This is a genomic window from Sphingobium terrigena (genome assembly GCF_003591655.1).
GTDB lineage: Bacteria > Pseudomonadota > Alphaproteobacteria > Sphingomonadales > Sphingomonadaceae > Sphingobium > Sphingobium terrigena.
On sequence record NZ_QVRA01000007.1, the window covers coordinates 98,262 to 117,228 of the forward strand.

At 65.8% G+C, this 18,967-nt stretch carries 17 protein-coding genes; 9 read left to right on the forward strand and 8 right to left on the reverse strand.

Going from position 1 to position 18,967, the window contains the following annotated elements:
- Positions 1-85 precede the first annotated feature (85 nt).
- From D0Z70_RS09940 to D0Z70_RS09950, 3 genes are all read left to right on the forward strand, one after another.
- Positions 86-1,078 carry a ligase-associated DNA damage response exonuclease gene (locus tag D0Z70_RS09940; RefSeq protein WP_119745883.1) on the forward strand — a complete coding sequence of 331 codons (993 nt, stop codon included), beginning with the start codon at positions 86-88 and terminating at the stop codon, positions 1,076-1,078.
- A gap of 127 nt (positions 1,079-1,205) precedes the next feature.
- On the forward strand, positions 1,206-2,789 hold the full coding sequence (locus tag D0Z70_RS09945) for a cisplatin damage response ATP-dependent DNA ligase (RefSeq protein ID WP_119745885.1): 1,584 nt from the start codon (positions 1,206-1,208) through the stop codon (positions 2,787-2,789).
- 31 nt (positions 2,790-2,820) lie between these two features.
- On the forward strand, positions 2,821-3,168 hold the full coding sequence (locus D0Z70_RS09950; RefSeq protein ID WP_119745887.1) for a GFA family protein: 348 nt from the start codon (positions 2,821-2,823) through the stop codon (positions 3,166-3,168).
- A 72-nt stretch (positions 3,169-3,240) separates the two neighbouring features.
- Here D0Z70_RS09950 and D0Z70_RS09955 read toward each other — a convergent pair whose 3' ends face one another.
- Positions 3,241-3,804, reverse strand: a complete 564-nt coding sequence (locus D0Z70_RS09955) for a fasciclin domain-containing protein (protein WP_239018870.1) — start codon at positions 3,802-3,804, stop codon at positions 3,241-3,243.
- A gap of 204 nt (positions 3,805-4,008) precedes the next feature.
- Between D0Z70_RS09955 and D0Z70_RS09960 the strand changes: the two genes are divergently transcribed.
- The 3 genes from D0Z70_RS09960 to D0Z70_RS09970 all read left to right on the forward strand — a co-directional run bounded on the left by D0Z70_RS09960 (position 4,009) and on the right by D0Z70_RS09970 (position 7,832).
- Positions 4,009-5,214 (forward strand): saccharopine dehydrogenase family protein, encoded by a 1,206-nt coding sequence (locus D0Z70_RS09960; protein WP_119746068.1) that lies wholly within the window; start codon positions 4,009-4,011, stop codon positions 5,212-5,214.
- 104 nt (positions 5,215-5,318) lie between these two features.
- Complete coding sequence (locus tag D0Z70_RS09965; RefSeq protein WP_119745889.1) at positions 5,319-6,491, forward strand: carboxynorspermidine decarboxylase; 1,173 nt, start codon at positions 5,319-5,321, stop codon at positions 6,489-6,491.
- A 150-nt stretch (positions 6,492-6,641) separates the two neighbouring features.
- Positions 6,642-7,832 (forward strand): type III PLP-dependent enzyme, encoded by a 1,191-nt coding sequence (locus D0Z70_RS09970; RefSeq protein WP_119745891.1) that lies wholly within the window; start codon positions 6,642-6,644, stop codon positions 7,830-7,832.
- A 69-nt stretch (positions 7,833-7,901) separates the two neighbouring features.
- Here the strand turns inward: D0Z70_RS09970 and D0Z70_RS09975 are convergent, their stop codons facing one another.
- The 7 genes from D0Z70_RS09975 to D0Z70_RS10005 are packed head-to-tail and all read right to left on the reverse strand — an operon-like array spanning position 7,902 to position 15,729.
- On the reverse strand, positions 7,902-9,107 hold the full coding sequence (locus D0Z70_RS09975) for a class I SAM-dependent RNA methyltransferase (protein ID WP_119745893.1): 1,206 nt from the start codon (positions 9,105-9,107) through the stop codon (positions 7,902-7,904).
- Complete coding sequence (locus tag D0Z70_RS09980; RefSeq protein ID WP_119745895.1) at positions 9,104-10,489, reverse strand: NAD(P)H-hydrate dehydratase; 1,386 nt, start codon at positions 10,487-10,489, stop codon at positions 9,104-9,106. Before D0Z70_RS09980 ends, D0Z70_RS09975 begins: the two co-directional genes overlap by 4 nt.
- Positions 10,486-10,884 (reverse strand): hypothetical protein, encoded by a 399-nt coding sequence (locus tag D0Z70_RS09985; protein WP_119745897.1) that lies wholly within the window; start codon positions 10,882-10,884, stop codon positions 10,486-10,488. Before D0Z70_RS09985 ends, D0Z70_RS09980 begins: the two co-directional genes overlap by 4 nt.
- On the reverse strand, positions 10,863-11,579 hold the full coding sequence (locus D0Z70_RS09990) for an N-formylglutamate amidohydrolase (protein ID WP_119745899.1): 717 nt from the start codon (positions 11,577-11,579) through the stop codon (positions 10,863-10,865). The genes D0Z70_RS09985 and D0Z70_RS09990 overlap by 22 nt, the downstream gene beginning before the upstream one ends.
- Positions 11,576-12,451 (reverse strand): 4-(cytidine 5'-diphospho)-2-C-methyl-D-erythritol kinase, encoded by an 876-nt coding sequence (locus D0Z70_RS09995; protein ID WP_119745901.1) that lies wholly within the window; start codon positions 12,449-12,451, stop codon positions 11,576-11,578. Before D0Z70_RS09995 ends, D0Z70_RS09990 begins: the two co-directional genes overlap by 4 nt.
- On the reverse strand, positions 12,438-14,057 hold the full coding sequence (locus D0Z70_RS10000; protein WP_119746070.1) for a tetratricopeptide repeat protein: 1,620 nt from the start codon (positions 14,055-14,057) through the stop codon (positions 12,438-12,440). Before D0Z70_RS10000 ends, D0Z70_RS09995 begins: the two co-directional genes overlap by 14 nt.
- Positions 14,058-14,076: 19 nt before the next feature.
- On the reverse strand, positions 14,077-15,729 hold the full coding sequence (locus D0Z70_RS10005; protein WP_119745903.1) for an electron transfer flavoprotein-ubiquinone oxidoreductase: 1,653 nt from the start codon (positions 15,727-15,729) through the stop codon (positions 14,077-14,079).
- Positions 15,730-15,857: 128 nt separating this feature from the next.
- Here D0Z70_RS10005 and D0Z70_RS10010 point away from each other — a divergent pair, with 128 nt between their 5' ends.
- Genes D0Z70_RS10010 through moaB form a run of 3 tightly spaced genes read left to right on the forward strand, consistent with a single transcriptional unit; the run spans position 15,858 to position 18,894 of the window.
- Positions 15,858-16,589, forward strand: a complete 732-nt coding sequence (locus tag D0Z70_RS10010) for a uracil-DNA glycosylase family protein (protein ID WP_119745906.1) — start codon at positions 15,858-15,860, stop codon at positions 16,587-16,589.
- The gene (locus tag D0Z70_RS10015; RefSeq protein ID WP_119745908.1) at positions 16,586-18,367 is read left to right on the forward strand and encodes a lytic transglycosylase domain-containing protein; all 1,782 of its coding nucleotides are present in this window, start codon (positions 16,586-16,588) and stop codon (positions 18,365-18,367) included. The genes D0Z70_RS10010 and D0Z70_RS10015 overlap by 4 nt, the downstream gene beginning before the upstream one ends.
- Entirely contained in the window at positions 18,367-18,894 is a 528-nt protein-coding gene (gene moaB, locus D0Z70_RS10020) for a molybdenum cofactor biosynthesis protein B (protein WP_119745910.1), read from the forward strand. Before D0Z70_RS10015 ends, moaB begins: the two co-directional genes overlap by 1 nt.
- The last annotated feature ends 73 nt before the right edge of the window (positions 18,895-18,967 follow it).

Here is an 18,967-nt window from a genome sequence, read left to right on the forward strand (position 1 = left end):
GTGACGATAGCGTTACGTCGGTGTGACTAGAATGTTGGGGACCAGCTTGCGGAACCGGCGGCGCTCTCACATCTTCTGGACCTATATGGCCCATTGGATCGAACCCCACCCCACCGGCATCTATGTCCGCCCCGCCGATGCGTGGATCGACCCGTCCGTCCCGCGCGAGCGCGCATTGGTCACGCATGGCCATGCCGATCATGCGCGCGGCGGCCATGGCCATGTCTGGGCAACGCGCGAGACGCTGGCGATCATGGCGTTGCGCTACGGCACCGCGTCCGGCACCCCGGTCGGCTATGGCGAGGAAATTCGGCTGGGCGGCGTCACCATCCGCTACGTGCCAGCGGGCCATGTGCTGGGATCGGCGCAGATCGTCCTGACCCATGCGGGCGAGCGCGTCGTCGTCACCGGCGATTACAAGCGCCGTCCAGACCCCACCTGCCTGCCGTTCGAGCCGGTCCCCTGCGACATTTTCGTCACCGAAGCGACCTTCGGCCTGCCCGTATTCCGCCACCCTGATACGGGCAGCGAGATCGACCGGCTGCTCGCCGCGCTTCACGCCAACCCGGACCGCTCCGTGCTGGTCGGCGCCTATGCGCTGGGCAAGGCGCAGCGGGTCATCTGCGAACTGCGCGCCCGCGGCCACCACGACCCGATCTACCTCCACGGCGCGATGGAACGCATGTGCAATCTCTATGTCGAACTCGGTGTCGAGATGGGCGACCTGCGCCCTGCCACAGGCGTTGCGGCAAAGGACATGCGCGGCGCGATCATCGTCGCCCCGCCCTCCGCCCTCAACGACCGCTGGAGCCGCCGCCTGCCCGATCCGATCACCGCCATGGCATCCGGCTGGATGCGCGTGCGCCAGCGCGCCCGGCAGAAGAATGTCGAACTCCCGCTGATCCTTTCCGATCATGCCGACTGGGACGAACTGACCGACACCATCCGCGAGGTTGCCCCCACCGAAACCTGGATCACCCACGGGCGCGAGGAAGCTTTGCTCCATTGGTGCATGACCCACCAGATCAGGGCGCGGGCGCTAGCGCTGGTCGGGCGGGACGATGAGGAGGAAGGGTGATTATGCTCCATAATCCGTTCGCCCTGAGCCTGTCGAAGGGTATGGCTGAGCGAAGTCGAAGCCCCTTCGCTCCGCTCAGTAGAAGGCTTCGACTTCGCTCAGCCCGAACGGATCGGGGTGTCTTTCGATGAGACCCTTCTCCCAACTGCTCGACGCGCTCGTCTATACCCGTTCGCGCAACGGCAAACTCGCGCTGATCGCCGCCTATCTCCGCGCCGCGCCGGACCCGGATCGCGGCTGGGCGCTCGCCGCGCTCACCGGCAACCTCGACCTCAAGGCCGTCAAATCCTCCGCCATCGGGGAGATGATCCGCGCCCGCGTCGATCCGGTCCTTTACGAGATGAGCCGCGATTATGTTGGCGACCTTGCAGAAACCGTCGCCCTGCTCTGGCCGACGCCGCCGGGCGAACCGCCCGATCTGGACGATGGCACGCTGACGCTCGCGACCGTTGTCGATCGTCTCCACGCCACCAGCCGCGCCGCCGCGCCCGATGCGCTGGCGCAGATGATGGACCATCTTGACGCCTCAGGCCGCTTTGCCCTGCTCAAACTCGCCACAGGCGGCCTGCGCGTCGGCATCTCCGCCCGCCTTGCCAAGACCGGCTTCGCGCAAGCTTTCGGCCTCAACGTCGACGATGTCGAGCAAGTCTGGCACGCCCTCTCGCCACCCTACACCGCCCTGTTCGACTGGGCCGAAGGCCGCGCCGCCCGCCCTGATCCGGCAGGCACGCCCTTCTTCCGCCCGTTCATGCTCGCCCACCCGCTCGAAGCCGACAGCGTGGACTTGGCGGACTATGCCGCCGAGTGGAAATGGGACGGCATCCGCATCCAGATCGTTGGCACGGGCAGCGAAACCCGCCTCTACAGCCGCGCTGGCGACGATATCTCCGCCAGCTTCCCCGAAATCGCCGCCGCCTTCACCGGCCATGCCGTGCTGGATGGCGAGTTACTGGTGCGCGGCGAGTTTCAGGGTGGAGAGGCCGCCAGCTTCAACGCCCTGCAACAGCGGCTCGGTCGCAAGCTGGTCAGCGCCAGGATGCAGGCCGACTATCCCGCCTTCGTCCGCCTCTACGACCTGCTGCTGGAGGGCGACGAAGATTTGCGCGCCCTGCCATGGGCGCAACGCCGCGCCCGGCTTGAAGCCACTATGCCGCACCTCGACGCCTCCCGCTTCGACCTGTCCGCCATCATCGACGCCCCCGATTTCGACGCCCTCGCCGACATCCGCGCCGGCGCCCGCGACGCCGCGATCGAGGGCGTGATGCTCAAACGCCGTGACAGCCCCTATGTCGCCGGGCGCAAGGCCGCACTCTGGTATAAATGGAAACGCGATCCGCTGACCGCCGACTGCGTCATGATGTACGCCCAGCGCGGCCACGGCAAACGCTCCTCCTTCTATTCCGACTATACGTTCGGCTGCTGGACGGCAGACGGCGAGTTGCACCCGGTGGGCAAAGCCTATAGCGGCTTCACCGACGAGGAATTGAAATGGCTGGACCGCTTCGTCCGCCAAAACACGGTCGCCCGCTTCGGCCCGGTGCGGGAGGTGGAAAAGACGCTGGTGCTGGAAGTCGCGTTCGATAGCATCCACGATAGCAAACGCCACAAATCCGGCCTCGCCATGCGCTTCCCCCGGATTGCCCGCATCCGGCGCGACAAACCAGCGGCAGAGGCGGACACGGTGGAGGGATTGCGGAAACTGGTCCGCTGACTATCCTCTATCGCAGAGAGGAACCCACCCGATGCCCTACACCGGACACTGCCACTGCGGCGCTGTCACCTTCACCGTCGCCACCGATGCGCCGACCGAAGCGATGACCTGCAACTGTTCCCATTGCCATGCCAAGGGGCTGGTCCTGACCTTCGTCCCCGCCGACCAGTTCGCGCTGGACAGCGGCGCAGACCATCTGACCGACTATCATTTCTACAAGCACGCTATCACGCATCAATTCTGCCGCACCTGCGGAACCCAGCCCTTTGCGCTCGGCCAATCCGCTACGGCACCGATGCGCGCGATCAACCTGCGCTGCGTCACGTCGATCGACATCGACACGCTGACCATCACCAAAGTGGACGGCGCGAGTTTCTGAGCCACAAATAAACGGGCCGATGGCAAGGGGGCAGCCATCGGCCCGTCGGCCATCACATCATTTTGACAGGGATCAGGGCATCAATACCGTGTCGATGACGTGGATGACGCCGTTGGACTGATTGACGTCGGCGATGGTGATCTTGGCCGATCCGCCCTTCGCGTCGGTGACATACCAGTCATTGCCCTTCTGCCACACGGTCAGGGTTTCGCCCTGCGCGGTGGTCAGCACGGCCTTGCCGCCATTGGTCGCGGCCTTGGCGGCAATATCGGCCGCGTTCATCTTGCCCGGCACGACATGATAGGTCAGCACGCCGGTCAGCGTCGCCTTATTCTCCGGCTTCAGCAGCGTATCGACCGTGCCTGCGGGCAGCTTGGCGAAGGCGGCATTGGTCGGCGCGAACACGGTGAACGGCCCCGCGCTCTTGAGCGTATCGACCAGACCAGCCGCCTTGACCGCGGCGACCAGCGTGGTGTGGTCCTTGGAATTGACCGCATTATCGACAATATCCTTGGTGGGATACATGGCCGCGCCGCCGACCATCGGGCTCTTGGCCATCTGCGCCTGGGCAATCCCGCCGCCGCTGGCCGTCACTATGATGCTGGCGAGGGCGATCGTCATGGGGGGAAATTTCATGGGGGGGCATCCTTCTTCTATCTCCGCATCCCAAATAGTGTCGGGGTGCGGCGCTGATACGCCTGAGGCGGGCTGATGGATGCAGGCATGACCTAAAGGACATCGGCGTAGGCCGCGCAATTGCACTGCGTCTTTGCGCTGTCATCCCAAGCCCCTATATGGGCGCTTTCGCGCGGGTCGTGCGGCATGGATATGGAGACGAGATTGAGCAAGGTTCTGGTCATCGGCGCGGGCGGCGTCGGGTCGGTTGCGGTTCACAAGATGGCGATGAACAGCGATATATTCTCGCACATCACGCTGGCCAGCCGCCGCATCGTCAGTTGCGAAAAGGTCGCCGAATCAGTGCTGGCCCGCACCGGCGTGACCATCGACGTGGCGCAGGTGGATGCCGACGATGTCGCCGCCACCATCGCCCTGATCGAGAAGGTTCAGCCCAAGCTGGTCGTCAACCTGGCGCTGCCCTATCAGGATCTCAACATCATGGACGCCTGTCTGGCGACCAAAACCGATTATCTCGACACCGCTAATTACGAGCCGCGCGACACGCCCAAATTCGAATATGGCTGGCAATGGGCCTATCAGGAACGGTTCAAGGAAGCGGGCATCATGGCGCTGCTGGGGTCAGGTTTCGACCCCGGCGTCACCAGCGTGTTCGCCAGCTATATCAAGAAGCATCTGCTCGACACCATCGACACGCTCGACATTCTCGATTGCAATGGCGGCGACCATGGCCAGCATTTCGCCACCAACTTCAACCCGGAAATCAACATCCGCGAAGTGACCGCCCCGTCGCGTCACTGGGAAGGCGGAGAATGGGTCGAAGGCCCGGCTTTGAGCCACAAGCAGAGCTTCGATTTCGATCAGGTCGGGCCGAAGAATATGTACCTCATGTATCATGAGGAGCTGGAGAGCCTCGCCAAATTCTATCCCGAAATCAAACGCATCCGTTTCTGGATGACGTTCGGCGACGCTTATCTCAAGCATCTGGAAGTCCTCCAGAATGTCGGCATGACCCGCATCGACCCGGTCATCTATGAGGGCAAGGAGATCATCCCGCTCCAGTTCCTAAAAGCCGTGCTGCCCGAACCGTCGAGTCTGGGTTCCACCACCAAGGGCAAGACCAATATCGGCGACATTGCGACCGGCACCAAGGATGGCGTCCAGAAAACCGTCTATGTCCTCAACATCTGCGATCATGAGGATGCCTATGCCGAAACCGGCAATCAGGCGGTCAGCTACACCACCGGCGTCCCCGCCATGATCGGTGCCGCCATGATGCTGACCGGCGCGTGGAAAGGGAAAGGCGTGTTCAACATCGAACAGTTTGATCCCGATCCCTTCATGGACATGCTCAACAAGCATGGCCTGCCCTGGCAGGTAAAGGAACTGGACGCCCCGCTGGCGTTCTGACACCCCGTCATCCCAGCGAACGCTGGGATCGCCCTTTTCTGTTGCGCCACAAGGAAGTGAGACCCCAGCTTTCGCTGGGGTGACGATGTGGCAGAGGATGTTTCATGGAAACCAAAGCCGGCGATCCCGCCGCCTTCGCGCATTTCGACCTGTATCGCGTCCCATCCCCCGCCTTCGTGGTGGATGAGGCCGCGATCCGGCGTAACCTTGCCATCCTCGCCGATGTCCGCGACCGCGCGGGCATCAAGGTGTTGGGCGCGCTCAAGGCCTTTTCCATGTGGTCGCTGGGCAGCGTGGTGGGCGAATATCTGGACGGCGTCTGCGCGTCGGGCCTCTACGAAGCGCGCCTTGGCCGCGAGGAGTATCAGGGCGAAGTCGCGACCTATTGCGCGGCGTACAAGCCGGACGACTTGGCCGAAATCCTCACCATTTCCGACCATGTCATCTTCAACAGCCCCGGCCAGATCGCCCGCTTCAGGCCGCAGATCGACGCCGCCCGCGCGGCCGGGTACAGCTTCGACATCGGCCTGCGCATCAACCCGCAAAACCCCGAAGGCGAAGTCGCCAAATATGACCCGTCGCAACCGCACAGCCGCCTCGGCTTCCCGGTCAGCCAGCTGACGCCCGATCATCTGACTGGCGTGGACGGCATCCATTTCCATAATCTGTGCGAACAGGATCTTAGCCCCCTGGAGCGCACCTGGGCGGCGGTCGAACCCCATATCCTGCCGCACATCGCGACCCTCAAATGGCTCAACTTCGGCGGCGGCCATCACATCACCCGCGCCGATTATCAGCGCGACGACCTCATCGCCTTCCTCCAGGGCGTCAAGGCGCAGACCGGCCTCACCCTCTATCTGGAACCGGGCGAAGCGATGGCGCTCGATGCGGGCATCCTTGTCGGCGAAATTCTCGACGTCATCGACAATGGCATGGAAGTCGCCATCACCGACATTAGCGCCACCTGCCACATGCCCGACGTGATCGAAGCACCCTATCGCCCCGCCATGCTCCATGAGCGCTCCGACGGCCCCCTGACGCGCCTTGGCGGGCCATCCTGTCTGGCAGGCGACATCATCGGCGACTATCGAGTCCCCGGTGGCGCAGAGCCCGGCGCACGTATCGCCTTCCTTGATCAGGCGCATTACTCGATGGTCAAGACCAACACGTTCAACGGCGTCCCTTTGCCCGCCATCTGGCTCTGGGACTCAACCACCGACAAACTCACGGAAATCCGCGCCTTTTCCTATCAGGATTTCAAGGCTCGCCTCTCCTGAAGCACGGTTCATACCCGCCCGCGCAACAAAATTTGCACATATGCTTTACAGGGGGGTGGGCTGCGCATATAGCGCCCTTCCGCTGCCCCATGGGACTTCCACCGCAAGGCAGCTTCTTATGCCCATGAACGACACTGGAGGTCCCTTGAATTGCACAAGCATCCTAGCGCGCTGGGGGTAGCAACCGCCCTCACACCGGCAGCACCGGTAACGCTTATTCGCCCGCACGCTGCCGAGCGCGCCGCCCGATTCTTCGTGGAGAAGTTTCCGGGCCGCTCTCTGTATGCCGTGAAGGCTAACCCGTCGCCCGATCTCCTTCGGACGCTATGGGACAGCGGTATCTCGCACTATGACGTTGCTTCCATCGCGGAAGTGCGGCTTGTCGCGCAAACGCTGCCGGACGCGAAGCTTTGCTTCATGCATCCGGTCAAGGCTGAAGAAGCCATTGCCGAAGCCTATGCCGTCCATGGCGTGCGCACCTTCTCGCTCGACACGATCGACGAGCTGGAAAAGATCATGCGCGCCACCAATGACGCCACCGATCTGGAACTGTGCGTCCGCCTGCGCGTGTCGTCGGAACATAGCGAACTGTCCCTCGCGTCGAAATTCGGCGCGGAACTGGGCGAGACTCGCGAACTGCTGATGGCCACCCGCCAGGCCGCCGATGCCCTTGGCATCTGCTTCCACGTCGGCAGCCAGGCGATGTCGCCACAGGCCTATAGCGACGCGATCGAGCGGGTCCGCGCGGCGATCGTCGATGCGGCGGTCACGGTCGACATCATCGATGTCGGCGGCGGCTTCCCGTCGGTCTATCCGGGCATGGAGCCGGTTGCGCTCGAAAATTATTTCGACGCGATCCACCGTGGCTTTGAAAGCCTGCCGGTCAGCTATTCGTCGGAACTCTGGTGCGAACCCGGCCGGGCGCTGTCGGCCGAGTACAGCTCCATCATCGTCCGGGTAGAGCGCCGTCGCGGCACCGAACTCTACATCAACGACGGTGCCTATGGCGCTTTGTTCGATGCCGCGCATATCGGCTGGCGTTTTCCGGTCGTGCTGCTGCGCGACGAGGAAAGCGACGCGGCGATGACCGGCTTCTCCTTCTATGGTCCGACCTGCGACGATATGGACCATATGGTCGGCCCGTTCATGCTGCCCGACGATGTCGCCACCGGCGACTATATCGAAATCGGGATGCTGGGTGCCTATGGCTGCGCCATGCGCACCGGCTTCAACGGCTTCACGGCGGAAACCGTGGTCGAGGTAGCGGACGAGCCGATGGCCAGCCTCTACGCCGAACCGGCCCCCGCCCGCCGTCGCGCGACTGTCATCAAGCTGGGCTAAAAGGCTCAAGCTCCCCTTTGGAGAGGGTGCCTGTCCCTCGCTGCATCCCCCCGCAGCGAGGGACAGTTTTTATCGGCGGAATATCCCCACCATCTCGACATGGGTGGACCAGCGAAACTGGCCGACCGGGCGCACCTGATCCAGCCGGTATCCGCCCGCCAGCAAATGCGCGGCGTCCCGCGCAAAACTCGCCGGGTTGCATGACACATAGGCGATCACCGGCACGCTCGACTGCGCCAGCTGCATCACCTGTTCCCGCGCCCCCGCGCGTGGCGGGTCGATCACCACAGCGGCAAAGCGGTTCAGTTCCTCAGGCGTCAGCGGACGACGAAACAGGTCGCGATGATCCGCGACCATCCGCCGTTGCGCCCGCTGCCCCGCGAGCTTGAGCGCCAGCACCACGTCGCGCGCCCCCTCCGCCGCATAAACCGGTCGCCCCGCCCCCAGCGCCAGCGCGAACGTGCCAAGCCCGCAGAACAGATCCGCCACCGCGCCAGACTCCGGCATGGCATCGCGTACCATCGCGACCAGCGCCGCCTCGCCATCGGGCGTGGCCTGCAGGAAGGAGAATGGCGGGAAGGCCACCGGCACGCCACCGAACGTCACGGTCGCAGCCTCAGGCTCCCAGCGCGTCTGTGGCCTGTTGCCCTCGTCGATCGTCAGCCGCGCCAGCCCATGCACACGCGCGAAATCGCCCAGCCCCTCGTCCGCCGATAGCCCCTCGACCTTCACGCCCTCCAGCAGCAGGTCAACGCCCTGGTCGATGAGCGACATGCGCACATGCGCTGCCCGCTTGTCCGGCAGGATCAGGCGCAGCAGCCCGCGCAACGGCGCCAGCAGCGCGAACAGGCGCGGGTCCAGCACCGCGCACATCTGAAGGTCGATCAGCGTATGGCTGCCCGCCTCGGCAAAGCCGATGGCGATGGTCTTGCCCGCCCGCGCCGCGCGCAGCGACGCCCGCCGCCGCGTCATCGGTGGCGAGATATGCGGCGGCAGCACCGTCTGCGCCACAACCCCTTGCCCCGCCAGCGCGCCGACCACGCGCCCGGTGACGAAATCGGCCAGGCTCGCCTCATCGACATGCTGCAATTCGCACCCGCCACAGGACGGGAAATGGACGCAGGGCGGCGCGACGCGATGCGGCCCGGCGATGGTCGTGCCATCGGCCAGCAGCCGGTCGCCCGGCGCGGTCAGCGCGGCATGGCGGCCATTGGCGGTGATGCCATCGCCCTTGGCAGCGATGCGGATGATGATGTCTGGGTCAGTGTCGGTCACAATCGCGCGGCGATAGCCGCTGGCAGCGCGGCAGGCAAATCATCGGCGATAAAAGCCGCGCCCGCCCGCCGCGCGGTATCGCCATGCAACCATACCGCCTCCCCCGCCGCGCGAAATGGATCGCCCGTCACAGCCAGCCGGCCGGCAACCAGCCCCGCCAGCACATCGCCGGTCCCGGCGGTCGACAGCCAGTGCGACCCGCCCGACGCCACCGCCACCCGCCCGTCGGGCGCTGCGATCACGCTGTCCGCCCCCTTGTAGATCACCACCGCGCCGCTGCGCTCCGCCGCCGCCCGCGCCCGGTCGATCTTGCTGCCCGGCAGGTCGCCGAACAGCCGCACAAACTCGCCCTCATGCGGGGTCAGGATCGCGCCGTCTGGTATCTGATCGACCCCGATCAAGGTCAGCGCATCAGCGTCCAGCACCAGCCGATGCCCACAACCCAGCACCGCATCGAGCCGCGCCCGCGCCACTGCATCACGCCCCAGACCCGGCCCGACCAGCACCGCCGCCAGCCGCGCATCGTTCAGCCCATCGCGGAGCGCCTCGACCGTCCCGGCCTCCTGCGTCACGATAGCGTCAGCCCCATGACGCAGGTCATCCGCCGCCAGCCGCCGCACCATGCCCGCGCCCGATCGCGCCGCCGCCTGCGCCGCCAGCTGGCTCGCCCCGGCCATCGCGCCCCCGACCACGGCAACCAGTCCGCGCGTATATTTATGATCCTCCGCCCCCGGAGCGGTAAGCCTTGGCGGCGTCAGCCGGTGAACCCTGTCGGATGCGGGAATGCCAATGTCCGCGCAAACCAGCCGGGCGACATGCCCCGCCGCCGGATAGAGCAGATGCGCAGGCTTGAGCGCCCCAAGCGCGATGCAGACGCCAAAATGCGGCACGGCTGACAGCAGCGCGCCGCTGTCCGTCTCCACCCCGCTCGGCAGGTCGATGGCATAGCTGCGGCTTGCCGCCCCGGTCAGGTCGCACAGCCGCGCCGCCACCGCCGGATCAAGCCCCCGCGACAGGCCCGTGCCGAACAGCGCATCAACGAGTTGCGTCGCAGGCGGAGCCGTTGCCAATGCTTCAACCGGCCCGTCCCACGCCGCCAGCGCCCGGCGACTGGACGCCGTGCCGCTCGCCCCCAGCGCCGCCACCCGCACAGACACGCCCCGCGCCCGCAACAGCCTGGCAATCACATAACCATCGCCGCCATTATTGCCCGGCCCGCACAGGACAAGCACGTCGCGTAGCCCGCCCGCGCGCCAGATGATCTCCGCCGCCGCCGCGCCCGCTTTCTCCATCAATCCATAATCATCGACGCCCGCATCGAACAGAGCCTGTTCCGCTGCGCGCATCTGCGCGGCGGTCAGGATCGGCGTTCCGGCACTCATGGGGTCGATCCGGCGACCTTCACGGGCAGGCGATAGCGATCGCCACCAATGCGGATTTCGACCAGCCCGGCCTCAACGATCTGCAACCGCGCCATCTCCGCCCCGTCCGCCGCCTCTAGCCCGCGCCCATCCGCCAGTACGCGGAAACGGCGGAAACCTCCGTCAGGATGGCGGATCGTCAGCAAATCACCCGCCCGCTCGATCACGCAATCCCGCGCCCAGGCGGCATCCGCCCCGATGGCGCAGTCCGCCTTGCCATCATCGACCGGTGCCGATGCGCCTGCCGCAGCTTGCGCCGGCTGCACGTCATTGCCGAGCTTGCCCGTTTCCCCGCCACAAGCCGCCAGCAACAGGCATCCCGCCACCAAGAATCTCACGTCAAAGCCCTCCGGCATGCCAGCACCACCGGCCCCAAAATATCGGCAAAGCGCCGCTGCCCCGCTGCGTCCCCCACGAGATCCTGCCGCATCTCGATCCCCAGATAGGGGATGCCATTGGCTTCGGCATGGCGGTTCATCGTCGCATTCAATTGCTTGCCCGAATAGGGCAGCTGGTCCCCGACGATCAGCCCCGACGCCTCCAGCAAGGGGATCGCGATCCGCGCGGCGCGATCATCCTCATTATACAGCACGCCCATCTCCCAGGGCCGTTTCTGCCCCGGATCGCTGGCCAGATGGGGCGTAAAACTATGCACCGACAGGATGAATGGCGCGGTCATCGCGCCAAGCAGCCGCTCGACCTGATGGTGATAGGGATGGTGAAACCGCACCATCCGCTGCGCCAGATCGGCGTCGCGATTGCCGGATATGGCATGACCGTCGCTCATCACCGGCAACAGCCCCGGCGCGTCCGCCTCACGATTAAGGTCGATCACCAGCCGCGATACGCCGCCCAATATCGCGGTGCAGCCCAGTTGCGCCGCCAGCAGCGCGCTCACCTCCGCCACGCCGATGTCGATGGCGATATGATTGGCCAGCAACGCCGGGTCGATGCCCAGGTCAATATCGTCCGGCACCCGCGCCGACGCATGATCGGCGATGATCAGCACGTCCAGCCCGCCGCCGTCAATCTGGGTGAAAGCCTCGCTCATGCCGCCCTGATCCGCGTTTCCATCATCCACCAGTCGCGATGCGCCGCCTGCACCGCCATCGCCGCGTCGGCCATCGCTGCATCGCTGTCGAACAGCGCAAAGCAGGTCGCGCCCGACCCCGACATGCGCGCCAGCCGCAACCCCTCATGCCCCGCAAGCGCATCCAGCACCTGCGCGATCATCGGTGCCGCTGCGACTGCGGGCGCTTGCAGATCATTGCGTCCCTGCGTGACCAGCGCCTCCAGACTCGCCGCGTCCAGCGGCCCGCGATCCACCCGATCCCAACCGCTAAACACCCGCGCCGTGGACAGGCCGATCCCCGGATTGACCAGCAGCATCGCCATCCCCTCCAGCCCCTCGACCCGGTGCCGCCGCAGCCCTTCGCCGCGCCCCGTCACCATCTGCGTCACGCTGGCCACGCAAGCCGGGACGTCAGACCCCAGATCGAGCGCCAGCCCAGCCAGCTCCCCCGCCTCGATCCGCACGTCCCACAAGCGCGCCAGCAACCGCAGCGTCGCGGCCGCATCGGCCGATCCGCCGCCAATGCCCGACGCCACCGGCAAAATCTTGGTCAGGCGGATCGCCGCGCCGCGCTGGTCGCCCAGATAGCTCTGCAACGCCCGCGCCGCCTTCACCACCAGATTGCCCGGTCCCGCCTCCAGCGGCCCGCCGAACGGCCCGTCGATGATGAGGTCAATCGCCCCGTCATCGGTCGCTACCGCGCTCAGCCGGTCGCCATGCTCGGCAAAGGCGAACAGGCTTTCCAGCGCATGATAGCCATCGTCCCGCCGCGCCCGCACATGCAGCGCGACATTCACCTTGGCATAGGCGGTTTCGATCATAACGCCCGCGTCCAGATCAGGGTGCGGCATATTCTGGCTTCAATCCCTGCTCGACCTTCGCTGCGATCCGCGCCGCGCCATCGCCCTGCGCGAACAGCGACGCCGCCGCCCAGGCATAGCGCGCCTCGTACCGCCGACCTGCGCTCCACAGCGCATCGCCCAGATGTTCGTTGATCGTCGCGTCACCCGGCGCACCGGCCGCCGCCCGCTCCAGCACCGGCACCGCGCCCGCCACATCACCGGTCACATAATGCGCCCAGCCCAGCGAATCGGCGATCGAGGCATCCTGGGGTTTCAGCGCACTCGCCTTGCGGATCAGTTCCAGCGCGGCCGTCACATTCTGGCGCCGCTCGATCTGCGCATAGCCCAGATAATTGAGCACCATCGGCTCATTGGGGGCCAGCGCCGCCGCCCGCTCCAGCACGACCCGCGCCTCGTCCCATCGCTTGCCCTGTTCCAGTGCGCTACCCTCGAACAGCAGCAGCGCCCAGGGCAGTTCGCCCTCGCCATAGCCTGCCTGCGCCGCGCGGAACGCCGCCGCCGCGCCGTCAAAATCATCCAGGTCCGCCAGCAACCGCCCCAGCCGCACCTGCCGTTCGCTCCCCGCGCCCGGTTCCACCGCCAGCGATCGTGCCAACGCCAGCGCCGCCTGCGTTTCGCCCGCCGCCGCCAGCGCATCGACCAGCTCAGACTGTCCCAGCGCGCCATACCAGCCATCGACCGGAACCTTGCGCGCTTCCGCCACGCCACCCTGCGCCAGCCCGCCAGCGCTCAGCAGCCGCGCTGCCACGAGTTGCGCCTCCGCCCCGCCCGGATCGGCAAAGGTCGCGATCCGCGACAGCCGGATCCCCATCGCCGTTCCGCTGGGGTCGGACGCCACATCCACCGCCAGGCGCGACAGCAGCCGGGCATAGCCCTGCACCGGCGTCACCGCCGCTACCTTCACCTTGCCCCGCGCCAGATCGGCCCGTGCCCGCGCAAAGGCCGCTTCGCCCGGCGGCAACAGCATCAGCGCCTCGGCCTTTGCGCCGCGCCCCGCCAGTTGCGCCGCCAGCGTCAGCCGCAACGCCGCGCTCTCCCCGCCCCGAAGCGCAATCGCCCGGCGAATCGCCGGCACCGCCGCCGTCAGATCGCCGCGCCCCAGCGCCTGCAACGCCACATGCTCATCGACATAACGCTGCGCCAGCGCGGCAAAACGGTCCTGCCCCGCCACCACCGGCGCGGCATAACGCCCCTCGCCCAGGCTGATCCAGCTGGTGATGATGGGCGCGAGGAAGGAGAAATTCCCTTCCTCCACCATCCGCGCCGTCAGCGTCCGCGCGCCCGCCCAGTCCTTACGCCCCAGCGCCTCGCCGATCAGCAGCAGTGTGCCGTCGCGCGGCAAAGCCCCCTGCGCCTCCAGCAATGAAGCCGATCGCAGCGCCAGCGCCCGGTCGCCGCTTTCCAGCGCCTGGACATAGGATCGCCGCGCCACCTCGACACTGGCCGGATCAAGCGTCAGCGCCGCGCGATAGCTGTCCACCGCCAGCCCCATCGCCCCGTCCCCGTCCGCCAGCCGCGCCCGCGCATAGGCGTGCAGCGCACCCTGCGGATCGACCGACGCTCCGGCGGGCACCGCCACCGGGACTGTCAGCAGGACGAACGGGATCAGGCGCTTACATATTGGGATAGTTTGGTCCTCCGCCGCCTTCTGGCACGACCCAGTTGATATTCTGGGTCGGGTCCTTGATGTCGCACGTCTTGCAATGAACGCAATTCTGCGCGTTGATCTGGAAGCGGGGATTGCCCTCTTCCTGACCGACCACTTCATAGACGCCCGCAGGACAATAACGCTGCGCCGGCTCGTCATAAAGGGGCAGATTGTAACTGATCGGGATCGCGGGATCCTTCAGCTGCAAATGGACCGGCTGGTCCTCTTCATGATTGGTGTTGCTCAGGAACACCGACGACAAGCGATCGAAACTCACTACGCCATCGGGCTTGGGATAGACGATCTTTTCGCAGGCATCCTTGGGCCAGATCTTCTCATTGTCCGGCTTGTGCTTCATCGTGAAGGGCAGGCCGATCTTGAGCGTCCGCATCCACATGTCGATGCCCGCCAGCGCGGTGCCGATCGTGCCGCCAAATTTGCTCAGCAGCGGCTCGGCATTTTTGACCAGCTTCAGCTCGTCCGCGATCCAGCTGGAGCGCAGCACTTCCTCATAGTCGGTCAGCACATCGCTGCCACGCTGGCCCTGCACCGCGGCAAAGGCCGCTTCGGCCGCCAGCATACCGGACTTCATCGCCGTATGCGTGCCCTTGATCCGCGGCACGTTCACAAAGCCCGCCGAACAGCCGATCAACGCGCCGCCGGGGAATACCAGCTTGGGGATGGACTGCCAGCCACCCTCGTTGATCGCCCGCGCGCCATAGGAGACGCGCCGCCCGCCTTCGAGATATTTGCGGATCTCCGGGTGCTGCTTCCAGCGCTGAAACTCCTCGAACGGATAGAGATGCGGGTTGCGATAGCCCAGCCCGACGACAAAGCCCAACGCCACCTGGCCATTGGCCTGATGATAGAGGAAGCCGCCGCCATAGGCATCGGTCAGCGGCCAGCCCTGCGAGTGGATCACCAGTCCCGGCTTGTGCATGGCAGGATCAATGTCCCACAATTCCTTCATGCCCAACCCATAGACCTGCGGTTCGCAGGCCGCGTCCAGTGCAAACTGGCGCTTCAATATCTTGGTCAGGTGGCCGCGCGCGCCCTCGGCAAAAAACGTATATTTCGCGTGCAGCTCCAGGCCGGGCTGATAATCGCCCTTCTTCACGCCTTCCCGGTCGACGCCCATGTCGCCGGTGGCAACGCCCTTCACGCTTCCATCTTCGTTGTAGAGTATCTCGGCGGCGGCGAATCCGGGGAAGATTTCGACGCCCAGCCCCTCGGCCTGCTCCGCCAGCCAGCGGCAGAGATTGCCCAGCGATCCGGTATAGGTGCCCTTATTATGCATCCAGCCCGGCGTCATGATGTGCGGCATCGCCATCTTGCCGCTCTTGGTCAGGAACCAGTGCTGATTGTCGGTCACGGGCGTCTCGGCCAGCGAACAGCCCATGTTGCGCCATTCCGGCAGCAACTCGTCCAGCGCCTTGGGGTCGATTACCGCACCTGACAGGATATGGGCGCCGATTTCCGACCCCTTTTCCAGCACGCACACGGCCAGTTCCTGCCCCGCGTCATTGGCCAGCTGTTTCAGCCGGATTGCCGCTGACAATCCCGCCGGTCCCCCGCCGACGATGACGACGTCATAGGGCATCGATTCCCGTTCGCTCATAAACCCTCCATTGGGCTACCGGCGGGCTGCACCCCGTCCATCCGGTCGCCTTATTACTCCAACACTTTACCAGCCAAGGCGATGAAGAATCTTGACCCCCTCGTCAACCTCTGGCCCTAGATGATCTTATGCGGGGTGAATTGCAGGATCATGCGGCGGCTGCCGACGCCTATATGGCGTGGTGGACGCTCGCGGGCGTGGATGGTGCCGTGGCCGAATCGCCGGTCAACTGGTTGCGTCCGATGACTGTCGCGGATGCGAAGGGGGCGATTCGCGAGCCAGCCGCGCCTACCGTCCTTCAGGAAAAGCCCCAAAGCCTCGATTCGTTCCTTGGCTGGCTTGCGACCGATCCCGAACAGCCCGAACGGCGCTGGCCCGGCGCACCCATATTGCCGACCGGTGGCGAGGGCGCGTCGCTGATGGTCGTGACCGACCTGCCCGATCCGGCGGACATGGCGGCGGGGCAATTGCTGGCCGATCGCGCTGGCGCCCTGTTCGACGCGATGTTGCGCGCGATCGGGCTGGACCGCTCCACCATTCATCTCGCCTCGCTGTTCACCGCCCGTCCGCCCGGCGGCATGGTGGAGGCGTCTGATCTTTCCACCGTGGCCGACCGGATGCGCGCCCATGTCGCCCTCGCCCGGCCCCGCCGTTTGCTATTGCTGGGCGATCGGACGATCCGTGCGCTGCTTCCGACGGATGCCGCCACGACCCCCGATGGTTTACGCGACTTTAACCATGAAGGCGGCATTGTGCCTGCCGTCGCCACATTTCATCCCCGCCTGCTGCTGACCCAGCCTGCGGCGAAAGCGGAATGCTGGCGCGCCCTGCAAAGCCTGATCGAGGAAGTCCGCCCGTGATTCGTGCCGCGACCCACATGTCCAGCCTGGCCCTGATGGCGATGGGACTGGCTGCAACGCTGCCCGCCCGTGCCGAGACCGCCCCGATTTCTCCCGCGCTTGCCGCCGCGCCCGCTTCCCCGCTCCAGATTGGCGACGGGGCCAAGGCCAGCTATCGCGCCATCTTCACCGCGCTCCAAGGCCAGCAATGGGCCGAGGCCAAAACGCTGATCAACGCGCTGGATGCGCAGGACGCCGTGCGGCCTCTCGCCCTGTCCGAACTCTATCTCGCCAAGGGATCGCCCAAGGTCGAACTGTTCGACCTGCTCGACCTCATCAACAAGGCCGCGTGGCTGCCCAAGGCCGATCAGCTTTCCCGCCTAGCCGAAAAACGCGGCGCAACCATGCTGCCCACCCTGCCACAGGTGCAGAAAATGGTGTGGCTGGGGTCCGCACCCCGGCGCGAATATGTCGGATCGACCAAGACGGACACGCTGGCGATCGCGCTGGCGGGCCAGATCCAAGCGTTCGTCAAGGCCGACGATCCGGTCGGGGCCGAAGCGCTGCTGGCCACCGGCGAAACCGGCCTGACGCCCGAAGGGCTGACCGAAGTGCGCCAGCGCGTCGCATGGGCCTATTATATCGAAAATGACGACGCCAATGCCCGCCGCATGGCCGCCCGCGCGCTCGAAACCCGCACCGGGGGCGACTGGACGGTGCAGGCGCACTGGACCGCAGGCCTTGCCGCATGGCGCCAGAATGACTGCCGCGCCGCCGCGCCCGCCTTCGCCAATGTCGCGGCCTTCGCCACCAATGCGGACATGCGCGCCGCTGGCGCCTATTGGGCCTCGCGCGCCTATATGGTCTGCGGTGAAGCGCCCAAGGTCGCCAATTATCTGAAACTCGCCGCCCGTTCGGAAGAAACATTCTATGGGCTGCTGGCGCGCGAATCGCTGGGGATGCCGCTCGGCGCGCCGCCGGTCGCGACCCGGTTCGGCCAGGCTGAATGGCTGGCGCTCAAGGACAGCCCCAATGCCCGCGCCGCCATCGCCCTCGCCGCGATCGGCGACACTGCCCGCGCCGACGAAATGCTCCGCTATCAGGCGAAGATCGGCGGCACCGGCCAATATGACGCGCTGCTTCGCCTGGCGAGCGCGCTTAACCTGCCCGCGACCCAGCTATGGCTTGCCCATAACGGCCCGGCGGGCAAGCAACCGGCCAGCTTCGCCCGCTTCCCCGCGCCCGACTGGCGCCCCGATGGCGGCTGGCGGGTCGATCCCTCGCTCATCTACGCCCACACCTTGCAGGAATCGGGCTTCCGTTCCGATGTAGTCAGCAGCGCGGGCGCGCGCGGACTGATGCAGGTGCGCCCCGGCACCGGCAGCGACATGGGAATGGCGTCAGCCGCACAGCTCTTCGTGCCATCCACCAACATGGAATTTGGCCAGCGCTATCTCGAAGCGCTGCGCGACATGAGCGCCACCGGCGGCCTTCTGCCCAAGGTGATGGCGGCGTACAATGCCGGGCCGCTGCCGGTCGAACGGTGGAACGCTCAGGTCAAGGACAAGGGCGATCCATTGCTGTTCATGGAATCGCTGCCCTATTATGAAACCCGCGCCTATGTGAACATCGTCATGCGCAATTACTGGATGTACCAGATTCAGGCGAAGGGGACCGCCGATTGCCTGACCGGCATGGCACAGGGCATGTGGCCGACCTTCCCCAATGCCAAGGGCGTGAAACTCGTTCGTTTGAGCCATGCCGATGGCCGCGCCAGCATGGGCGGCGGGTCCGACTGATGCCGATCGACGAAAGCCGGACCTTCATCCCCGTCCGAATCGCCGTTCTGACCGTATCCGACACGCGCAGCGCGGCGGACGACCGTTCCGGCGACACGCTGGTCGAACGGCTGGAAAGCGCGGGCCATATCCTCGCCGCCCGCTACATTGAGCGCGACGACAAGTCCGCCATCATCGCCCGGCTCCACGCCTGGATCGACGACCCGGACATCGACGTGATCCTCACCACCGGCGGCACCGGCGTCACTGGCCGCGACATTACCCCCGAAGCGCTGGCACAGGTCCAGGACAAGGAAATTCCGGGCTTTGGCGAACTGTTCCGCTGGCTCAGCTACCAGACGATCGGCACCTCGACCATCCAGTCCCGCGCCACCGCCTGCGTCGCGCGCGGCACCTATATCTTCGCGCTCCCCGGATCGACCGGCGCAGTGAAAGATGCCTGGGACGGCATATTGTCGAGCCAGCTCGACAGCCGTTTCCGTCCCTGCAATTTCGTCGAACTGATGCCCCGCCTGACGGAGCGCTGACGCGAACTTGCCATATGCGATATGGGCTGGTTTTACGAACTTCCGATTGACCTTTTGTTCCTTTTATGTTCTT

Bases quoted from the DNA above. Each gene is read 5' to 3' on its own strand.
- D0Z70_RS09940 (WP_119745883.1), top strand. From the start codon at position 86: ATGGCCCATTGGATCGAACCCCACCCCACCGGCATCTATGTCCGCCCC.
- D0Z70_RS09945 (WP_119745885.1), top strand. From the start codon at position 1,206: ATGAGACCCTTCTCCCAACTGCTCGACGCGCTCGTCTATACCCGTTCG.
- D0Z70_RS09950 (WP_119745887.1), top strand. From the start codon at position 2,821: ATGCCCTACACCGGACACTGCCACTGCGGCGCTGTCACCTTCACCGTC.
- D0Z70_RS09955 (WP_239018870.1), bottom strand. From the start codon at position 3,804: ATGAAATTTCCCCCCATGACGATCGCCCTCGCCAGCATCATAGTGACG.
- D0Z70_RS09965 (WP_119745889.1), top strand. From the start codon at position 5,319: ATGGAAACCAAAGCCGGCGATCCCGCCGCCTTCGCGCATTTCGACCTG.
- D0Z70_RS09980 (WP_119745895.1), bottom strand. From the start codon at position 10,489: ATGAGTGCCGGAACGCCGATCCTGACCGCCGCGCAGATGCGCGCAGCG.
- D0Z70_RS09985 (WP_119745897.1), bottom strand. From the start codon at position 10,884: ATGCCGGAGGGCTTTGACGTGAGATTCTTGGTGGCGGGATGCCTGTTG.
- D0Z70_RS09990 (WP_119745899.1), bottom strand. From the start codon at position 11,579: ATGAGCGAGGCTTTCACCCAGATTGACGGCGGCGGGCTGGACGTGCTG.
- D0Z70_RS09995 (WP_119745901.1), bottom strand. From the start codon at position 12,451: ATGCCGCACCCTGATCTGGACGCGGGCGTTATGATCGAAACCGCCTAT.
- D0Z70_RS10005 (WP_119745903.1), bottom strand. From the start codon at position 15,729: ATGAGCGAACGGGAATCGATGCCCTATGACGTCGTCATCGTCGGCGGG.
- D0Z70_RS10010 (WP_119745906.1), top strand. From the start codon at position 15,858: ATGCGGGGTGAATTGCAGGATCATGCGGCGGCTGCCGACGCCTATATG.
- moaB (WP_119745910.1), top strand. From the start codon at position 18,367: ATGCCGATCGACGAAAGCCGGACCTTCATCCCCGTCCGAATCGCCGTT.